The organism is Streptomyces sp. NPDC051133 (assembly GCF_040682635.1).
Lineage (GTDB): Bacteria > Actinomycetota > Actinomycetes > Streptomycetales > Streptomycetaceae > Streptomyces.
This window is the reverse complement of the sequence record NZ_JBFBBK010000001.1, coordinates 74,031-91,050: the sequence shown is the minus strand read 5'-3', so window position 1 is coordinate 91,050 and position 17,020 is coordinate 74,031. Positions and strand designations below refer to the sequence as shown.

Genomic DNA, 17,020 nt, shown 5'->3' with positions numbered 1-17,020 from the left:
CCGAAGGCCACCGCCCGCACGCCCTCCCCGCCCCGCCGATCGTCCCGTGCCCCGCCCCGCACGCCCCCACCCACCGGACCCCGCACCTCATCCCACGCGACGGCCCGCCCACCGCCGAGGCCCGCCTCCCACACGCCACCCCGGACGGCGTCGGCACCAGCCGTGGCGCCGGCACCCGCACCGGGACTGGCACCCGCACCCGCACCGGCACCGGCGCCGGCACCGAAGCCCGTTCCCCGCATGCCCTCACCCCTCACGGCCCGCCCCTTCGCGCCCGGCGCCCCGCCCCCGCTCGAACAGCTCCCGCACCGCCGCGCCGCAGTAGAACCCCTGGCAGCGGCCCGCCCGGGCCCGGGTCCGGCGGCGCAGGCCCTCCAGGGAGCGGGGCGGGACCGGGCCGGCGAGGGCGTCGCGGATCTCGCCGTCGCAGTGGCAGACGAGGGTGCCGTACTCCGGGTCGGCGGCGACGCGTTCGGGTTGCTGACAGGGGCGCGGGAAGGCCGCGCCGAGGCCGGGCATGCGCACCGGTTCGAGCTCGCGGACCGGTCCGAGGTCGAGGCCGGTGCCGGCCAGCAGGCCGGTGACGTGGGCGGCGATGGCCAGGGACGCGGTCAGTCCGGTGGAGCGGATGCCGCCGACGGTGACGTACGCCTGCTCGGGGTGGGCGGCGATGCGGTAGTCCTCGTGCCCGGTGGCCGCGCGCAGCCCGGCGTAGACGGCAGTGACCTCCTCGTCGAGCAGGGCGGGCAGGATGCGGCGGCCCTTGTCCCGCAGCAGGGCCAGCCCGTCGGCGGTGGACTCGGTGGCCCGCTTGTCGGGGAGGTCCTCGGCGGTGGGTCCGAGCAGGACGTTGCCGTAGACGGTGGGCGCGACGAGGACGCCCTTGCCGAGGGCGGTCGGCACGGGCAGCAGGATGTGCCGGACGAGCGGCCGGGCGAACGTGTCGTACACGAGGAGCTGGCCGCGGCGCGGGGTGACGGTGAAGTCCTCGTGGCCGAGCAGGCGGTCGAGGGTGTCGGCGTGCAGTCCGGCCGCGTTGACCAGGTGGCGGGCGCGCAGGAGGCCGCGCGAGGTGAGCAGGCGGTGCCCGTCCGCCCGCTCCAGCCGTCGCACGGCGGTGTTCAGATGCAGGTCGACGCCTGCGCGGACGGCCTGGGTGGCGTAGGCGAGGGTGGTCGTCCAGGGGCAGACGATGCTCTCGCCGGGGACGTGCAGGGCACCGAGCGCGCCCGGGCCGAGGTGCGGTTCACGGGCGTACAGGTCGTCGGGGCCGATCAGCCGGGTGTCGTGGCAGGCGTTGCGCTCCGCCTTCCCGGCCAGCCGCGGCAGGGCGGCCAGTTGGTCCTCGTCCCAGGCGACCAGCAGGGCGCCGGTCCGCTCGACGGGGATGCCGGACTCGGCCGCGTAGGCGCCGAGCCGCTCGTACCCCTCGCGGACCAGGCGGGCCTCCAGCGTGCCGGGGGTGGCGTCGAACCCGGTGTGCAGGATCGCGGTGTTGGCCTTGGAGGTGCCCTGGCCGACGTCGTCCTGGGCCTCGACGAGGGCGACGCGCAGGCGGGGCCGGCGGGCGAGTTCGCGGGCGAGGGCGCAGCCGACGACGCCGGCGCCGACGATCGCGACGTCGTACGGGGCCGTGGGCAGCGGCCCCTGAGCCGTGACCGTCATGAGCCGAGCAGGGCGGCGACGGCGGCGCGGAATCCGGCGCGGCGTTCGGCGGCCCGGTCGGCCGGGATGCGGGGCTCGTACACGGCGGCGGGCTCGAAGCCGGGCAGGGCGTCGTCCACGCTCAGGGCGGGGTCCGCGCCGAGCCGGGCGAGGGCGGCGGCGCCGAGCGCGGTGGCGTCGGGCAGGGCGGACACCTCGACGGGGCGTTGCAGCAGGTCGGCCTGGGTCTGCATGAGGAGCGCCGAGCGGGTGAGGCCGCCGTCGACGCGGAGTGTGTGCAGCGGGCCGCCGAGGTCGCCGGCGGCCGCCTCGGCGAGCTCGGCGACCTGGGCGGCGATGCCCTCGCACAGGGCGCGCACCAGGTGTCCGGGGGTGGTGTCGAGTCCGAGTCCGGTGAGGGAGCCGCGCAGGTCGCCGCGCCACCAGGGGGCGGCGAGCCCGGCGAGGGCGGGCACGAAGGTGACGCCGCCGCTGTCGGGGACGCTCCCGCCGACCGGGTCGAGGTCGGCGGCGGAGGAGATGACGCCCATGCCGGTGAGCCAGCGGACGGCGGAGGCGGCCGTGTAGACCTGTCCGTCGAGGCAGTAGCTGGTGCGTCCGGCGAGCCGCCACGCGACACAGCTGACCAGGCCCGAGGTGCCGCGCCGGGGGCGGTCGCCGGTGTGCGCGAGCAGGAACGCACCGGTGCCGTAGGTGCACTTGGCGGCGCCGGGTCCGGTGACGCGCTGGGCGAGGAGGGCGGCCTGCTGGTCGACGATCAGGCCGGTGAGCGGGATCTCGGGGCCGAACGCCGTGGTGGTGCCGACCGGCCCGGCGGTGTCGGTCACCTCGGGGAGGCGTTCACCGGCCAGGCCGTACAGGTCGAGGGCGCGCGGGGACCAGGTGGTGCGGTCCAGGTCGAGCAGCTGGGTGCGGCCGGCGGTGGCGGCGTCGGTGACGAAGGCGCCGGTGAGGCGGTGCACCAGCCAGGCGTCGGAGGTGGTGACGACGCCCTCGCGGGTGAGCCGGCGGCGGATCCAGGCCTGTTTGGGCGCCGCGAAGTACGGGTCGAGGGGCAGCCCGGTCAGCTGCCGCAATTCCTCGGCGTGCTCGGCGAGTTCGGCGCACACGGTCGCGGCGCGCCGGTCCTGCCACACCAGGGCGTCGGTCAGTGGGCGGCCGGTGGCCGGGTCCCAGGCGAGGACGGTCTCGCCCTGGTTGGCGAGGCCCAGCGCCACGACGTCCTCACCGGCGTCGGCGAGCGCCTGCCGGCCGGCGTCGACGACCGAGTCGTACAGCTCGGCGGGGTCCACCTCGACCAGCCCGCCGGCCGGGTAGCGGGGGCGCACCTCGGCGAAGCCGGAGCCGAGGACGCCGCGCTCCGGGCAGACGACCAGGGCCTTGGTGCCGGACGTGCCCTGGTCGACGGCGAGCACCGGACCCGTCATCGCCCACTCCCCCGCTCCGCCCCGAAGATCACCGCGCCAGCCTGCCGCCGTGCCGTGCCCGGCGTCAAGGACTGGACCGGCCCTCAACTTGCCTGACTAAGTAGTTCAGTTGGCAACAATGGTGAGGGCGGAAGCTCCCCCTCTATAGTGACCGCCGACCGCGTGGACACGCCAAACCCCGCCCACAGGAGGGCTGTTGCTACCTCATTCCGCCGGCTCGCCCGTGTGCCCGTGGCCCGGAGCGGACGGCTGATGGCCAGAGACGGAGCACGCCCCTCCTACGACCCCGCCGGCCCCGACCACGCCCTGCGCGCCGCGCTCCAGGACCTGCGCACCGGCCGCTGGATGGCCATGCGCGCCCTGCTCGCGGACACCGTCGAGGGGTGGCGGTGGACCCAGCGCACCCAGGTGCTCGCGGCGGCGGCGGCCGGCACCGACGTGGTGCGGGCCTGGCTCGCGGAGGAGCCGGGCAGCGTCCACGCGGCGGTGATGCACGCCCGGGTCTGTGTCGAGCGTGCGCTGCGGGCCCAGCGCGAACGGCACCGCCGCACCCACGAGTTGTGGATCGAGGCCTGGGACGCGGCCCAGTCCGCCTCCCGGACCGCCCCGCACGACCCGGTGCCCTGGGTGTGCCTGCTGGCGCTGGCCCAACTGGACCCCGGACAGAGCTGGGAGGAGCACCGGGCCGCCGCGCCCGAGCCGATGCTGCCACCGGGCCCCTGGGGGCTGCTGGCCGAGGCGGGCAAGCGCGACCCCCACAGCCGCGAGGCCCACCACCGGATGCTGCAGTTCCTGTACGTGCGCGGCGGCTCGGGCCGGCTCGCGGAGGCCTCCGCGTACGCCCAGTGGGCCGCCGCGCAGGCCCCGCCCGGCTCGGCGCTGCACCTGCTGCCGCTGTACGTCCGCGTGGAGCGCTACCGGCGCGCCAGCGGGCACGACGCGGCGCTGGACCTGCACTGGGTGGCGGAGGACGCCACCCGGGAGGCGCACCGGGCGCTGCTCTCCTGGTTCGAGCACACCGCACCCGCCGAGCGGGCGCTGCCGGACCTCAACCACCTGGCGCACGCCCTGTGGGGCTCGCTGCGGTTCCCGGACGCGGCCCGGGTGTTCGACGCGATCGGGCCGTACTACACGCCCCCGCCCTGGATGTACCGCACCCCGGACCGCGACCGGGGTGTGGAGGTCTTCCTGCAGGCCCGCGACCGGTGCCGGGCCGCCGCCGACGGCTCACGCTCCTGAACGTCCCCCGTTCTCACCCCCCTTGGTCCCCGGAGGTCCCGCATGTCCCGCACCCCCGAACCCACGCCCTCCCCCGGCCTGCCACCGCAGGACGAGGAGCAGCGGCTGCGCGAACTCGGCTACCGGCCGGTGCTGGCCCGCCGCATGGGCGGCTTCGGCAACTTCGCGATCAGCTTCTCGGTGATCTCGATCCTGTCCGGCTGCATGACCCTGTACGGCTTCGGCCTGAACACCGGCGGGCCCGCCGTGATGCTGTGGGGCTGGGCCGGGGTCGGCCTGTTCGTGCTGTGCGTCGGTCTCGCGCTCGCCGAGGTCACCAGCGCGTATCCGACCTCCGGCGCCCTGTACTACATGGCGGACCGGCTCGGCGGCCGGCGCTGGGGCTGGTACACGGGCTGGCTGAACCTGCTCGGCCTGCTCGGCGCGATCGCCGGCATCGACTACGGCGCCGCCCTGTTCACCGGCGCCTTCGCCAACCTGCAGTGGGGCTTCACGCCGACGCCGGGCAGGACGATGCTGATCTTCTGCGCCATCCTGCTGCTGCACGCGGTGCTGAACCTGTTCGGCGTGCGCCTGGTCAGCCTGCTCAACTCGGTCAGCGTGTGGTGGCACCTGGCGGGCGTCGCGCTCATCGTCGGCGCGCTCGCGATCGTCCCCGACCACCACCGGTCGGCGTCCTTCGTCTTCACGAAGTTCGTCAACGAGACCGGCTGGCACAATCCGCTGTACGTGGCGGCCGTCGGCCTGCTCCTCGCGCAGTACACCTTCTCCGGCTACGACGCCTCCGCCCACCTGTCCGAGGAGACCTCGCAGGCGTCGGTCTCCGCGGCCCGCGGCATCGTCCGCTCCATCTGGGTCTCCTGGCTCGCGGGCTTCGTGCTGCTGGCCGGACTGACCTTCGCCATCCAGGACTACGACGCCACCCGCACCACCGCCACTGGTGTGCCGCCCGCCCAGATCCTGCTCGACGGCCTCGGCACCGACGGGGCGAGCGCGCTGCTCCTCGTGGTGATCATCGCCCAGCTGTTCTGCGGCAACGCCGAGGTCGCCGCGGCCAGCCGGATGGTGTTCGCGTTCAGCCGGGACGGCGCGCTGCCCGGCTCGCACCTGTGGCGCAAGGTGAGCGGGCGCACCCAGACGCCGGTCGCCGCGGTCTGGCTGGCCGTCGCCGTGGCCTGCCTGCTCGCCCTGCCGTCGCTGTACTCGGCGACGGCGTACAACGCGGTGACCGCCATCAACGTCATCGGCATCACCCCCGCCTACGCCATCCCTGTGCTACTGCGGCTGCGCGCCGGCGACCGGTTCCGGCCCGGGCCGTGGCACCTGGGCCGGTGGAGCAGGCCGGTCGGCTGGATCGCGGTCGTGTGGGTGGCCTGTGTGACGGTCCTGTTCTGCCTGCCGCAGGCCTCGCCGGTCACCGTCGACACGATGAACTACGCGTCGGTGGCGCTCGCCGTGGTGCTGATCCTCGCGAGCGTCTGGTGGTACGTCGCCCGCCGGTCGTACGGCACCCCGACCACGGCCGCCTACGGCAGCGACCGTGACCAGGCCGAACTCGCCGAGGGCATCGTCTGAGCGGGGTGCCCGCGGCGCCGGTCCGGGTACGAACGGCCGCCCCGGATACGGCAGGATGAACGCACGCGCCGGTCACCGGAGTTCCGGGGCCGGCGCGCTCGTACATCCCGCACATCGAGCAGGTGACAACGTGACACGACCGCACATCCGTCGAGGCATCCATCCCTTCGGAGGTCACCGGTGAACCGCGCGCTGACCCTGGACGACCTCGTACTCGCCGGAATCGCCGTGGCGGCGGGCCTGGTGCTCGCCTTCCTCTCCCGCACCGTGCTGCGCTGGCTCGCGAAGCACGCCAAGCGGACCCGCTGGAGCGGCGACGACGTCATCGTGGACGCGCTGCGCTCCGTCGTGCCGTGGGCGGCGATCGCGGGCGGCGCGGCGTCGGCGGCCGTCGCCCTGCCGCTGACCCGTACGGTGCAGCACCACACCGACCAGACCCTGGAGGTGTGGCTGATCGGCGTGGTGACGCTGTCCGCGGCCCGGGTGATCGCGGGCCTGGTCCGCACGGTCACCCAGTCCCGCTCGGGCGTGGCCGGCTCGGCGACCATCTTCGTCAACATCACCCGGGTGCTGGTCCTGGCGCTCGGCTTCCTGGTGGTGCTGCAGACGCTCGGCATCTCCATAGCGCCCCTGCTCACCGCCCTGGGCGTCGGCGGCCTCGCGGTGGCGCTCGCCCTGCAGGACACGCTCGCCAACCTCTTCGCGGGCATCCACATCCTCGCCTCCAAGACCGTGCAGCCCGGCGACTACATCCGTCTGGGCAGCGGCGAGGAGGGCTATGTGGTGGACATCAACTGGCGGCAGACGACGGTCCGCCAGCTGTCCAACAACCTGGTGGTCATCCCCAACGGCCAGCTCGCCAAGGCCAACATGACCAACTACACGCACCCCGAGCAGCGTTTGACGGTGCTGGTGCAGGTCGGGGTGGGCTACGACGCGGACCTGGAGCACGTGGAGCGGGTGACGGCCGAGGTCGTCACGGAGGTGATGCGGGAGGTCGAGGGCGCCGTCCCGGACCACGAGCCCGCCATCCGCTTCCACACCTTCGGCGACTCCCGGATCGGGTTCACGGTGATCCTCGGGGTGGGCGAGTTCAGCGACCAGTACCGGATCAAGCACGAGTTCATCAAGCGCCTGCACCGCCGCTACCGCCAGGAGGGCATCAGCATCCCGTCCCCCGCCCGCACGGTGACGCTGCAGCAGGCAGGAGCGGTGGTGATCCCGCAGCAGCGGAGCGCCGAGGACACGACGCCGGCGACCGCACCGGCCGACCGGCACGGCCACTGACCGCCCGATCCCGGCCCGGGGGCGGGCGTCCGGCCGGCACACCGCCCCGGCGTGCCGCCCCGCCCACCCGAGGCGGCCGGCCGGGAAGCGGGCCCGAGGACTTACCTCCCCGCCGACCGGGCCGGCCGAGCCGGTCCCGGGTGTCCCGCGTCCCGGCCGGCGCGGCGGGAGCTTCCGTCCTCCGGACGTCCCGAGCCGCACCTCTCGTCCTCCGGTCCGCCGAGCCCTCGCCATGTCCGACAGGGACGACGGCCGCCGCCCGCCCCGCGGCGAGGGCGGAGCGAGCGATGACACCGCCGCCGTCGACCCGCAGGGGCACACCGGCACGGGGCCGGGCGTGCGGGTCGGCCTCCGGGCCGCGCCAAGGGGCGGTCGGGGCGCCGGTGAGGCAGCCGTGTCCGACAGGCACGACAGCCGCCGCCCGCCCCGCGGCGAGGGCGGAGCGAGCGATGACACCGTCACCGTCGACCCGCAGAGGGACACCGCCACGGGGCCGGGCGTGCGGGTCGGCCTCCGGGCCGCGCCAAGGGGCGGTCGTGTGCGGACCCCGGCCGGGGGCGGCGCGGGGCCCGTGGGTGGTGCGGGGGCTGCGGAAGCCGGCGGCGCTGTCGGCCCGGGGGCGGTCAGGCCGAGGCGCGGGGCGCGCCACCGGGTGACGTGGACGCCGCCGGTCCCGGCGGGCTCTGGGCGGCCTCGCCTCCCTGGACCACGCAGAGGGCCCAGATGATGAACCCGGACAGGGCGATCATCACGACCGACCACACCGGGTAGTACGGCAGCGAGAGGAAGTTGGCGAGGATCACCAGCCCGGCGATGCCCACGCCGGCGACGCGCGCCCACATCGACGGCCCGAACAGCCCGAAGCTGACGATCACCGCGAGCGCGCCGAGCACCAGGTGGATCCATCCCCAGGTCGTCAGGTCGAACTTGAACACGTAGTTGGGCGTCGTGACGAAGACGGCGTCCTGGGCGATCGCCATGATGCCCCGGAACACGCTGAGCAGCCCCGCGAGCAGCAGCATGACGCCCGCGAAGGACGTCAGGCCGCCCGCCCACGCCTGCTTGGCGCCGTGCGTGCGGGCGCCGGTGGTGTGCGTCGTGGCCATGGGAGGACCTCGATTCGTGTCGGTGGAGGCGGTTCAGCGGCCGGTGGAGGTGGGCACGTCGGCGGAGCGCCCGGCCGCACCGGTCTCGCTGAGGACCAGTTCCTTCGCCCGGCGGAACTCGTCGTCCGTGATCTCGCCGCGCGAGCGCATACCGGACAGCTTGGCGAGTTCGTCGGCGCTGGTGGTCCTGGCCGGAGCGGTCTGCGCGGTCTGCCGGATGTAGGAGTCGAAGGCCTCCTGCTGGGCCCGCGCCTGCGCCATGTCCCGCTTCCCCATGTCCTTGCCGCGGGCGATCAGGTAGACGAGGACGCCCAGGAACGGCAGAAGGATCACGAAGAGCGTCCAGCCGGCCTTGCCCCAGCCGCCCATCTCGTCGTCGCGGAAGATGTCGACGATGACACGGAACAGCAGGACGAACCACATGATCCACAGGAAGAACACCAGCATGGACCAGAACACACCCAGCACGGGGTAGTCGTACGCGAGGTAGGTCTGCGCGCTCATGTCACACCTCCGTCAGGTGGCGGGCCGTCGGATGCGCCGAGCCGGTCTCCGCCGTTCTCACCATGCACACGACGCGGCAGGGGTGCCCTCACCCGAGGCGGGTGAATGTGGGGGCCGCCGGACACGACGGCCCGGCGCCGCCGCGCCGGGTCACCCGGCGCGGGTGATCCCCCGGCCCCCGCGCGGGGCTGTGCTGTAATCGCAGGCGGACGGCCTGCGCGCGGGTCCCCGCTCGGGCCGGGCCCGGCGGCGGGGGCAGGCCGCAGGACCAGGAGGGTGCGTCATGACCGCGTCGGGTGCCGTCACCGTATCGTCGTCCCTGGCCGAGCGGGCGGCCGCCGGCAGGCGCGCCCGCGGGCGCGTCCCGCGCTCGGCCCACGGCACGTTCGAGGCCGCGCCGGACCGGCCGGACGTGATCGGCGTGCTGGAACGGCAGTCGGCCGACCGGGTGCCCGAACTGGTGCCGATCCGCTACGGCCGCATGCTGGAGTCCCCCTTCCGCTTCTACCGCGGTGCGGCCGCGGTCATGGCGGCGGACCTGGGCCCGCTGCCCGACACCGGGCTCCGGGTCCAGCTGTGCGGCGACGCGCATCTGCTGAACTTCCGGCTGCTGGCCTCGCCGGAACGGCATCTGGTCTTCGACATCAACGACTTCGACGAGACGTTCCCGGGCCCGTTCGAATGGGACGTCAAGCGGCTGGCGGCCAGCCTGGTCATCGCGGGGCGGGCGGGCGGCTTCACGGAGGCGGAGCAGAACGACGCGGTGCGCTCCTGCGTACGGGCCTACCGGGAGCGGATGCGTCGGTTCGCGGGCATGCGCACGCTGGACATCTGGTACGCACGGGACGACGCCGACCGGCTGCGCGACCTGCTCGCCTCCTCGATGGACGAGGCGGACAGGCGCCGTACGGCAGCGGCGACCGCGCACGCCCGTACCCGGACGCACATGCGGGCCTTCGCCGAGCTCACCCGGCGCACGCCCGAGGGCCGGCGGATCGCCGCGGACCCGCCGCTGATCACCCCGCTGCGCGAGCTGCGGGGCGGATCCCCGCGCGCGGAGGACAGGGAACTGCAGGCGCTGCTGGAGAGCTACGCGCGCACGCTGCCCGCGGAGCGGCGGCACCTGCTGCGCCACTACCGGGTGGCGGACCTGGCCCGGAAGGTGGTGGGGGTCGGCAGCGTCGGCACCCGGTGCTGGCTCCTGCTGCTGCTCGGCCGGGACGACGACGACCCGCTGCTGCTGCAGGCCAAGGAGGCACAGGAGTCGGTGCTCGCGGCGCACACGGACGGCGAACGGTACGACAACCAGGGCCACAGGGTGGTGACCGGGCAGCGGCTCATGCAGTCGGCAGGCGACATCTTCCTGGGGTGGACGCGGGTCGTGGGCCTCGACGGGCGGAGCCGGGATTTCTACGTACGGCAGCTGTGGGACTGGAAGGGCGTCTTCCGGCCGGAGAGGTGGGACCCGGGTCTGCTGAGGCTGTTCGGACAGGTGTGCGGGGCGTCCCTGGCCCGGGCCCACGCACGGTCCGGCGATCCCGTCGCCATCTCCGCCTACCTCGGGGGCGGGACCCGGTTCGACCGCGCGCTGACCCGATTCGCGCAGGCCTACGCGGACCGCAACGAGCGGGACTACGAGGCGCTGGGGGAGGCGGCGCGCTCGGGACGGATCGCGACGGCCGGCCGGTGAGCTCCCGACAGGTGAGCCCCTGACCCGTGAGTCCCCGACCGGTGAGCCCTCGACCGGTGAGCCCCTGACCGGTGAGCCCCCGTCACACCGGCGACTGCCGCATCTCCACGATGCGCAGGCCCAGGGACCGGCAGCGGTTCAGCAGCCCGTAGAGGTGCGCCTCGTCGATGACGAAGCCGAACAGCACCGTCTGGCCGGACATCTTCACGTGGTCCAGCTCCGGGAAGGCCCGGGTCACGGTCTCCGGCATGTGGCCGTCGATGCGGATCTCGTAGCGCATGGGCTGTTCTCCCGCCGCGTGCGTGCTGCGGTCTTCCGGTATTCCCTGCGATCCTGCTCCGCCCCGCCGCACCGGGCCTCACCCGGCGCAGGTGAGCCGGGCCCCCGGAACTCAGTGCGTCAGAGCGATCTTGAACGCGATGATGGCCAGCCCCAGCAGCAGATTGACCGCGGCGGTGCCCGCGACCAGGGGCCACGACGCTCCCGCCCGCCGTGCGCCGACCGCGGACCAGCCCACCTGGCCGGTCACGGCGACGGCGACCGCCAGCCAGATCGCCCCGGCGACGTCCAGCCCGAGCAGCGGGCTGACGGCGACGGCGAGGGCCGGCGGGACGGCCGCCTCGACGATCGGCCACTCCTCGCGGCACACGCGCAGCACGGTCGGCCGGTCCAGTGACCGTTGCGCGAGGCGGGCCCCGAACAGCTGGGCATGGACGTGTCCGATCCAGAAGACGAGGCCGGTGAGCGACAGCAGCAGCACCAGTTCCAGCCGGGGGAACTTCCCCAGGGCGCCCGCGCCGATCACCACCGACGCCGCGAGCATCGACCCGTACACCGCACCCGTGTAGTCGGCGTGAGCGTCGTGTTCGGTGCGGCGTTCCCGGACGGGGGCGCGGCCGGTCGAGGGCATCCCGGTGGCCTTTCCGCTCAGTCCACGGCGCCGGCCACGTCGGCCGGCTCGCCGTCCTGCGACGGCTGCGGGCGGCGGCGCGGGAGGGACGGCAGGTGCGGGGTGACCAGGAAGGTCGCGAGCGTGATCCCGCCGGCGGCCAGGATCGCCGCCCTCAGGCCGTCGAGCTGTGCCGAGGCGTACGCGTCCGTGAGGGCGTCGACCTCGGCGGGCGGCAGTCCGGCGCTCCGGGCGGCCGCGCGCACCTGGTCGGTGGGCACGAAGGTGATCCCGGCCTGCAGGCGGACACCGGTCTGCTGCCGGGTCCGGGACGACAGCTGGGGGTGGGCCTCCACTTCCGAGGTGAACGCGTGGGCCAGCGCGCCGATGAGTATCGAACCGATGAGCGCGGTGCCCAGCGCCGAGCCGAGGTTCTGCGCGGTGAACTGCAGGCCGCCGGCCTCGCTGCGTTCGGCCTCGCCCGCGCCGGACTGCACGACGTTGCCCAGCTGGGAGGCGAGCAGCCCCATGCCGATGCCGAGCACCGCCATCGCCCCGGCGAACTGCGCGTCGTCGATCGCCGGATCGATGGTGGCCAGCAGCCACACGATGGCCGCGGCCAGCGTCAGCAGGCCCAGCCGGACGACCCGGCGCGGCCCCATGCTGCGGCCGAGCCGGGCGGCGCCGAGGGAGGTGACGAGCATCGTGGCGGACACCGGCAGCAGCCTGAGCCCGGTCTCGAAGGCGTCGAAGCCCTGGACGACCTGCAGGTACAGGGGGATGGTGAAGAACAGCCCGAGCAGGATCAGGTTCTGGCTCAGCAGGGTGAGCAGACCGGAGCGCAGGGGCGGCCGGCGCAGCAGGGACAGGTGCACCAGGGGGTCCGCGCCCGCGGCCTCACGCCGGCGGGTCCAGCGCGCGAAGAGGGCCAGTACGGCCACGCCGGCGGCGACGACGAAGAGGGTGGGGGCGAAGCCGAGCACGGTGAAGGGCGCATTGCGTGGCTGCACCCAGCCCCAGGAACTGCTCTGCAGCACCCCGAGTACGCCCAGCCCCAGCCCGGCCGCCGAGAGGACCGCGCCGACGCCGTCCAGCCTGGGCGGCGGCCCGGTCCGCGCGGCCTCCTTGATCACCCGGTGGCACATCAGGACGACGGCGACGACCACGACCTCGCCCGCGAAGACGAGCCGCCAGGTCAGATAGGTCGTGACCCAGCCGCCGAGCAGCGGACCCACCGCGATGCCGGCCCCCGCCAGTCCGCCGATCACCCCGTAGGCGACGGCCCGGTCCCTGCCGCGGTAGGTCTCGGCGACCAGGGCCGCCATGGCGGGCAGCACCATCGCGGCGCCGAGTCCCTCGATCACCGACCAGCCCAGAGCGAGCACCCACAGGGTGGGCGCCACGGCGGTGAGGGCCGAACCGGTGCCGTAGACGATCAGGCCGAGCAGGAACAGCCGGCGGCGGCCGTGGATGTCGCCCAGCCGGCCACCGATGATCATGAATGCGGCCATGACCAGCGCGTACAGCGTGATGACGGCCTGGATGGCGGTGACCTCGGTGTCGAAGTCCTCCACCAGCCGGCTGATGGAGACGTTCATGACCGACGTGTCCAGGACCATCAGGAACTGGGCCGTCCCCAGGACCATCAGGGCTCGCCAGCGTCCCACGGTGTCCACCACCTCCCCCGTGTTCCCGGGCCCTCGCACGGCCCCGTCGACGGCGGCCTCCCGGTGTCTCCGGCCGCCCCCCTCATGCAAGCGCCGGGTCCGCCGTCCGCGCCTCACCCGTCACGGGGGAACCCGCGGGCGCGGGTCCTTCCCCCCGCCCGGTGCGCCGCCCGTTACGTGTGCGGGCCCTCGCGCCGCATGGTGCACTGGTAGGGCAACGGGGGGCGACGAGCGTCGGCCGCGGGCCGCTGCCGGGGGGCGCCGGGCGGGCCTGGTACGGCTCCCACGCGTCTCGTGAGGAGAATCCATGGACAGCGTCGAAGAGATGGGCCCGGTCGACTACCTGGTCATCGAGTTCCCCGGCAACCGCATGACGGGCGAGGCGTTCCCGCTGCTGGTCGATCTCGTCGACCGCGGCATCGTCCGCATCATCGACCTCGCCTTCGTCCGCAAGGAGACCGACGGCTCGGTCGTCGGACTGGAGCTGCGGGACCTCGGCGACGAGATGGATCTGTCGGTCTTCGAGGGGGCCTCGGCCGGCGTGCTCGATCAGAGCGACCTGGAGGAGGCGGCCAACGCGCTGGAGCCGGGCAACGCGGCCGCGGTGCTCGTGTACGAGAACCTGTGGGCCGCTCCCCTGGCCGCCGCGCTCCGGCGCAGCGGGGCACAGCTCGTCGCGAACGGCCGCATCCCGGTGCAGGCCCTGGTGGCGGCGCTGGACGCCACGGAGGAGACGGTGCCGCCCGGCGGCTCGGCGGTGGCCTGAACCGGCACCGCGCACCGCGCACGGACCCGATGGGAGATGACCGAACATGCCAGGACTGCTTCGGGGCGTCGCACGCACCGCCGTCGTCGCCGGAACCGCCACCGCCGTGTCCAACCGCGTCTCGCGGCGGCAGGCCGGCCGGTGGGCCCAGCAGGACTACGAACAGGAACGGGCGCAGTACGCCCAGCAGGCGCCACCCGCGCCCGCCGCGCCGCCGCCGCCTCCCGCCGCGCCGCCGGCCGCGGCCGCCGACCCCATGACCCAGAAGATCGATCAGCTCAAGCAGCTGGCCGACCTGAAGGCGCAGGGCGTCCTGACGGACGAGGAGTTCCAGAATCAGAAGCGCGCGCTCCTGGGCTGAGCCCCGGTCGTGTCGCGCCACGGTCTACGCTCGAAGCGGTATGACCGCATCGCCCGACCCCCGCTCGCCCGACCGCCGCTCCCTCGACCGGCGCCTGGACGCCATCGGCCGCCAGCCGTTCCGGGCCCGGTTCCACCTGCGCGGCCGGGACCGGGCGACGGCCGGGCTGAAGGGTCCGGCGACCCTCCGGTGGCACGCCTACGACCTGATCGCCAAGCGGCTGGCCCCGGCCGAGCCGTACAAGGACGGCAAGCAGACGCCGTACCGCGGGCACCCGGTCTTCGTCGCCCAGCACGCGACCGCCACCTGCTGCCGCGGGTGTCTGCAGCGGTGGCACGGGATCCCGAAGGGGCGGGAGCTGACCCGCGCCGAGCACGTGTACGTGGTGGACGTGATCTGCCGCTGGATCGAGCGCGAGATGACGGACGCGCCGTAGGGCCCGGCCGGAACCGGTCGCGGCGGCGCGCCGCCCCGTCCGGCCGGGACCCCTGTCGAGCCGGCCCCCGTCACGAGATATCTTGATGTCGAGCAATGTTGCAGACGTGGAGCGGAGCACCCGGTGACTGACTCGACCATCATCTACACCTACACAGACGAGGCCCCGGCCCTGGCGACGCATTCGTTCCTGCCGGTGATCCAGGCGTACGCCTCGCAGGCCGGTGTGCCCGTGACGACCCGGGACATCTCGCTGGCCGGGCGCATCATCGCCGTCTTCCCTGAGTACCTGAACGAGGACCAGCGCATCGCCGACGCGCTGGGCGAGCTGGGCGAGCTGGCCAAGACCCCCGCGGCCAACATCATCAAGCTGCCGAACATCTCGGCGTCCATCCCGCAGCTCAAGGCCGCCGTCGCCGAGCTCCAGGGCAAGGGCTACGCGCTGCCGGACTACCCGGACGACCCGAAGACCGACGAGGAGCGCGAGATCCGCGCCCGCTACGACAAGATCAAGGGCTCCGCGGTAAACCCGGTCCTGCGCGAGGGCAACTCCGACCGCCGCGCCCCCGCGTCGGTGAAGAACTACGCCAAGACCCACCCGCACCGCATGGGCGCCTGGAGCGGCGAGTCCAGGACCAACGTGGTGACCATGGGCGAGAACGACTTCCGCTCCACCGAGAAGTCCGTGGTGATCGCCGAGGCCGGCACGCTGAAGATCGAGCTGGTCGGCGAGGACGGCACCACCACCGTCCTGAAGGAGTCCGTGCCGGTCCGCGAGGGCGAGGTCGTCGACGCCTCCGTGATGCACGTCGCCGAGCTGGAGCAGTTCCTCGCCGCGCAGGTCGCCCGCGCCAAGCAGGACGGCGTCCTGTTCTCCGTGCACCTGAAGGCCACGATGATGAAGGTCTCCGACCCGATCATCTTCGGTCACGTGGTGCGCGCCTTCTTCCCGAAGACGTTCGCGCGGTACGGCCAGACCCTCAAGGCGGCCGGCCTGACCCCGAACGACGGCCTCGGCGGCATCCTCAAGGGCCTGGAGAACCTGCCCGAGGGCGCCGAGATCAAGGCCTCCTTCGACGCGGAGATCGCCGAGGGCCCGGCCCTCGCCATGGTCGACTCCGACAAGGGCATCACCAACCTGCACGTGCCGTCGGACGTCATCATCGACGCCTCCATGCCGGCGATGATCCGTACCTCCGGCCACATGTGGGGCCCGGACGGCCAGGAGCACGACGCGCTCGCCGTGATCCCGGACTCCTCCTACGCCGGTGTCTACCAGGCCGTCATCGAGGACTGCCGCGCCCACGGCGCCTACGACCCGTCCACCATGGGCTCGGTGCCGAACGTCGGCCTGATGGCGCAGAAGGCCGAGGAGTACGGCTCCCACGACAAGACCTTCGAGCTGGCCACGGCCGGCACGGTCCGTGTCGTCGACGCCGCGGGCACCGTGCTGATCGAGCAGCCGGTCGCCGCCGGTGACATCTTCCGCGCCTGCCAGACCAAGGACGACCCGATCCGCGACTGGGTCAAGCTGGCCGTCACCCGCGCCCGCGCCACCGGCGACCCGGCGGTGTTCTGGCTGGACGAGAACCGCGCCCACGACGCGCAGCTCATCGCCAAGGTCCGCCAGTACCTGCCGGAGCACGACACCGAGGGCCTGGACATCAAGATCCTGTCCCCGGTCGAGGCCACCAAGCTGTCGGTGGAGCGCATCCGCCGCGGCGAGAACACCATCTCGGTGACCGGCAACGTGCTGCGCGACTACCTGACCGACCTCTTCCCGATCCTGGAGCTGGGCACCAGCGCCAAGATGCTGTCGGTCGTCCCGCTGATGGCGGGCGGCGGCCTGTTCGAGACGGGCGCCGGCGGCTCCGCGCCCAAGCACGTCCAGCAGCTGGTCAAGGAGAACTACCTGCGCTGGGACTCCCTCGGTGAGTTCTTCGCGCTCGTCCCGTCCTTCGAGCAGTACGCGACGGCCACCGGCAACACCCGCGCCAAGGTCCTCGCCGACACCCTCGACCGCGCCACGGCGACCTTCCTCAACGAGGACAAGTCCCCGACCCGTCGCGTCGGCGGCATCGACAACCGCGGCAGCCACTTCTACCTGTCCCTGTACTGGGCGCAGGAGCTGGCGCAGCAGACCGACGACGCCGACCTGGCCAAGGCCTTCGCGCCGCTCGCCGAGACCCTCGCGGCGAACGAGCAGCAGATCGTGGACGAGCTGATCGCCATCCAGGGCAAGCCCGCCGACATCGGTGGCTACTACCAGGTCGACAAGGCCAAGGCGGACGCGGTCATGCGCCCGTCGGCCACCTGGAACGAGGCCCTGGCGTCCCTGAGCTAGCACCCGCGGCACCCGAGCCGCCCCCATGAACACCCCTCCGCCCCGGCCGGCTTCCCCGGCCGGGG

15 protein-coding genes are annotated in these 17,020 nt (G+C 73.8%); 8 read left to right on the top strand and 7 right to left on the bottom strand.

The features are described 5' to 3' along the window. Positions 1–246: 246 nt before the first annotated feature. Both AB0N17_RS00465 and AB0N17_RS00460 read right to left on the bottom strand, forming a co-directional pair. A complete protein-coding gene (locus AB0N17_RS00465) occupies positions 247–1,665 on the bottom strand; it encodes an FAD-dependent oxidoreductase (protein ID WP_366008819.1) in 1,419 nt (472 codons plus the stop codon). After that, entirely contained in the window at positions 1,662–3,092 is a 1,431-nt protein-coding gene (locus tag AB0N17_RS00460; protein WP_366008818.1) for an FGGY family carbohydrate kinase, read from the bottom strand. The genes AB0N17_RS00465 and AB0N17_RS00460 overlap by 4 nt, the downstream gene beginning before the upstream one ends. 252 nt (positions 3,093–3,344) lie before the next feature. On the opposite strand from AB0N17_RS00460, the gene AB0N17_RS00455 reads away from it, so the two are divergent. The 3 genes from AB0N17_RS00455 to AB0N17_RS00445 all read left to right on the top strand — a co-directional run bounded on the left by AB0N17_RS00455 (position 3,345) and on the right by AB0N17_RS00445 (position 7,193). Further along, positions 3,345–4,331, top strand: a complete 987-nt coding sequence (locus tag AB0N17_RS00455) for a hypothetical protein (protein ID WP_366008817.1) — start codon at positions 3,345–3,347, stop codon at positions 4,329–4,331. Between the two features lie 42 nt (positions 4,332–4,373). Continuing rightward, complete coding sequence (locus AB0N17_RS00450; RefSeq protein WP_366008816.1) at positions 4,374–5,906, top strand: amino acid permease; 1,533 nt, start codon at positions 4,374–4,376, stop codon at positions 5,904–5,906. A 180-nt stretch (positions 5,907–6,086) separates the two neighbouring features. After that, entirely contained in the window at positions 6,087–7,193 is a 1,107-nt protein-coding gene (locus AB0N17_RS00445; protein WP_366008815.1) for a mechanosensitive ion channel family protein, read from the top strand. A gap of 623 nt (positions 7,194–7,816) precedes the next feature. Here AB0N17_RS00445 and AB0N17_RS00440 read toward each other — a convergent pair. Together AB0N17_RS00440 and AB0N17_RS00435 are read right to left on the bottom strand one after the other, a co-directional pair. Next, positions 7,817–8,299, bottom strand: coding sequence for a hypothetical protein (locus tag AB0N17_RS00440; protein ID WP_366008814.1), 483 nt, complete (start codon positions 8,297–8,299; stop codon positions 7,817–7,819). 33 nt (positions 8,300–8,332) lie between these two features. After that, complete coding sequence (locus tag AB0N17_RS00435) at positions 8,333–8,803, bottom strand: SHOCT domain-containing protein (protein WP_366008813.1); 471 nt, start codon at positions 8,801–8,803, stop codon at positions 8,333–8,335. A gap of 283 nt (positions 8,804–9,086) precedes the next feature. On the opposite strand from AB0N17_RS00435, the gene AB0N17_RS00430 reads away from it, so the two are divergent. Next, entirely contained in the window at positions 9,087–10,493 is a 1,407-nt protein-coding gene (locus AB0N17_RS00430; protein WP_366008812.1) for a DUF2252 domain-containing protein, read from the top strand. A gap of 82 nt (positions 10,494–10,575) precedes the next feature. Here the strand turns inward: AB0N17_RS00430 and AB0N17_RS00425 are convergent, their stop codons facing one another. From AB0N17_RS00425 to AB0N17_RS00415, 3 genes are all read right to left on the bottom strand, one after another. Beyond that, complete coding sequence (locus tag AB0N17_RS00425) at positions 10,576–10,773, bottom strand: hypothetical protein (RefSeq protein WP_366008811.1); 198 nt, start codon at positions 10,771–10,773, stop codon at positions 10,576–10,578. 111 nt (positions 10,774–10,884) lie between these two features. Then, positions 10,885–11,403 carry a hypothetical protein gene (locus AB0N17_RS00420; protein WP_366008810.1) on the bottom strand — a complete coding sequence of 173 codons (519 nt, stop codon included), beginning with the start codon at positions 11,401–11,403 and terminating at the stop codon, positions 10,885–10,887. A 17-nt stretch (positions 11,404–11,420) separates the two neighbouring features. Continuing rightward, positions 11,421–13,166: an MFS transporter gene (locus AB0N17_RS00415; protein WP_366008809.1), complete on the bottom strand. Its 1,746-nt coding sequence runs from the start codon at positions 13,164–13,166 to the stop codon at positions 11,421–11,423. Positions 13,167–13,356: 190 nt separating this feature from the next. Here AB0N17_RS00415 and AB0N17_RS00410 point away from each other — a divergent pair, with 190 nt between their 5' ends. The 4 genes from AB0N17_RS00410 to AB0N17_RS00395 all read left to right on the top strand — a co-directional run bounded on the left by AB0N17_RS00410 (position 13,357) and on the right by AB0N17_RS00395 (position 16,955). Beyond that, entirely contained in the window at positions 13,357–13,815 is a 459-nt protein-coding gene (locus AB0N17_RS00410; protein WP_366008808.1) for a DUF6325 family protein, read from the top strand. Between the two features lie 46 nt (positions 13,816–13,861). Continuing rightward, positions 13,862–14,176 (top strand): SHOCT domain-containing protein, encoded by a 315-nt coding sequence (locus tag AB0N17_RS00405; protein WP_366008807.1) that lies wholly within the window; start codon positions 13,862–13,864, stop codon positions 14,174–14,176. A gap of 40 nt (positions 14,177–14,216) precedes the next feature. Beyond that, positions 14,217–14,612 (top strand): DUF4186 domain-containing protein, encoded by a 396-nt coding sequence (locus tag AB0N17_RS00400; protein WP_366008806.1) that lies wholly within the window; start codon positions 14,217–14,219, stop codon positions 14,610–14,612. A 123-nt stretch (positions 14,613–14,735) separates the two neighbouring features. Then, positions 14,736–16,955, top strand: coding sequence for an NADP-dependent isocitrate dehydrogenase (locus tag AB0N17_RS00395; protein ID WP_366008805.1), 2,220 nt, complete (start codon positions 14,736–14,738; stop codon positions 16,953–16,955). Positions 16,956–17,020: the final 65 nt, after the last annotated feature.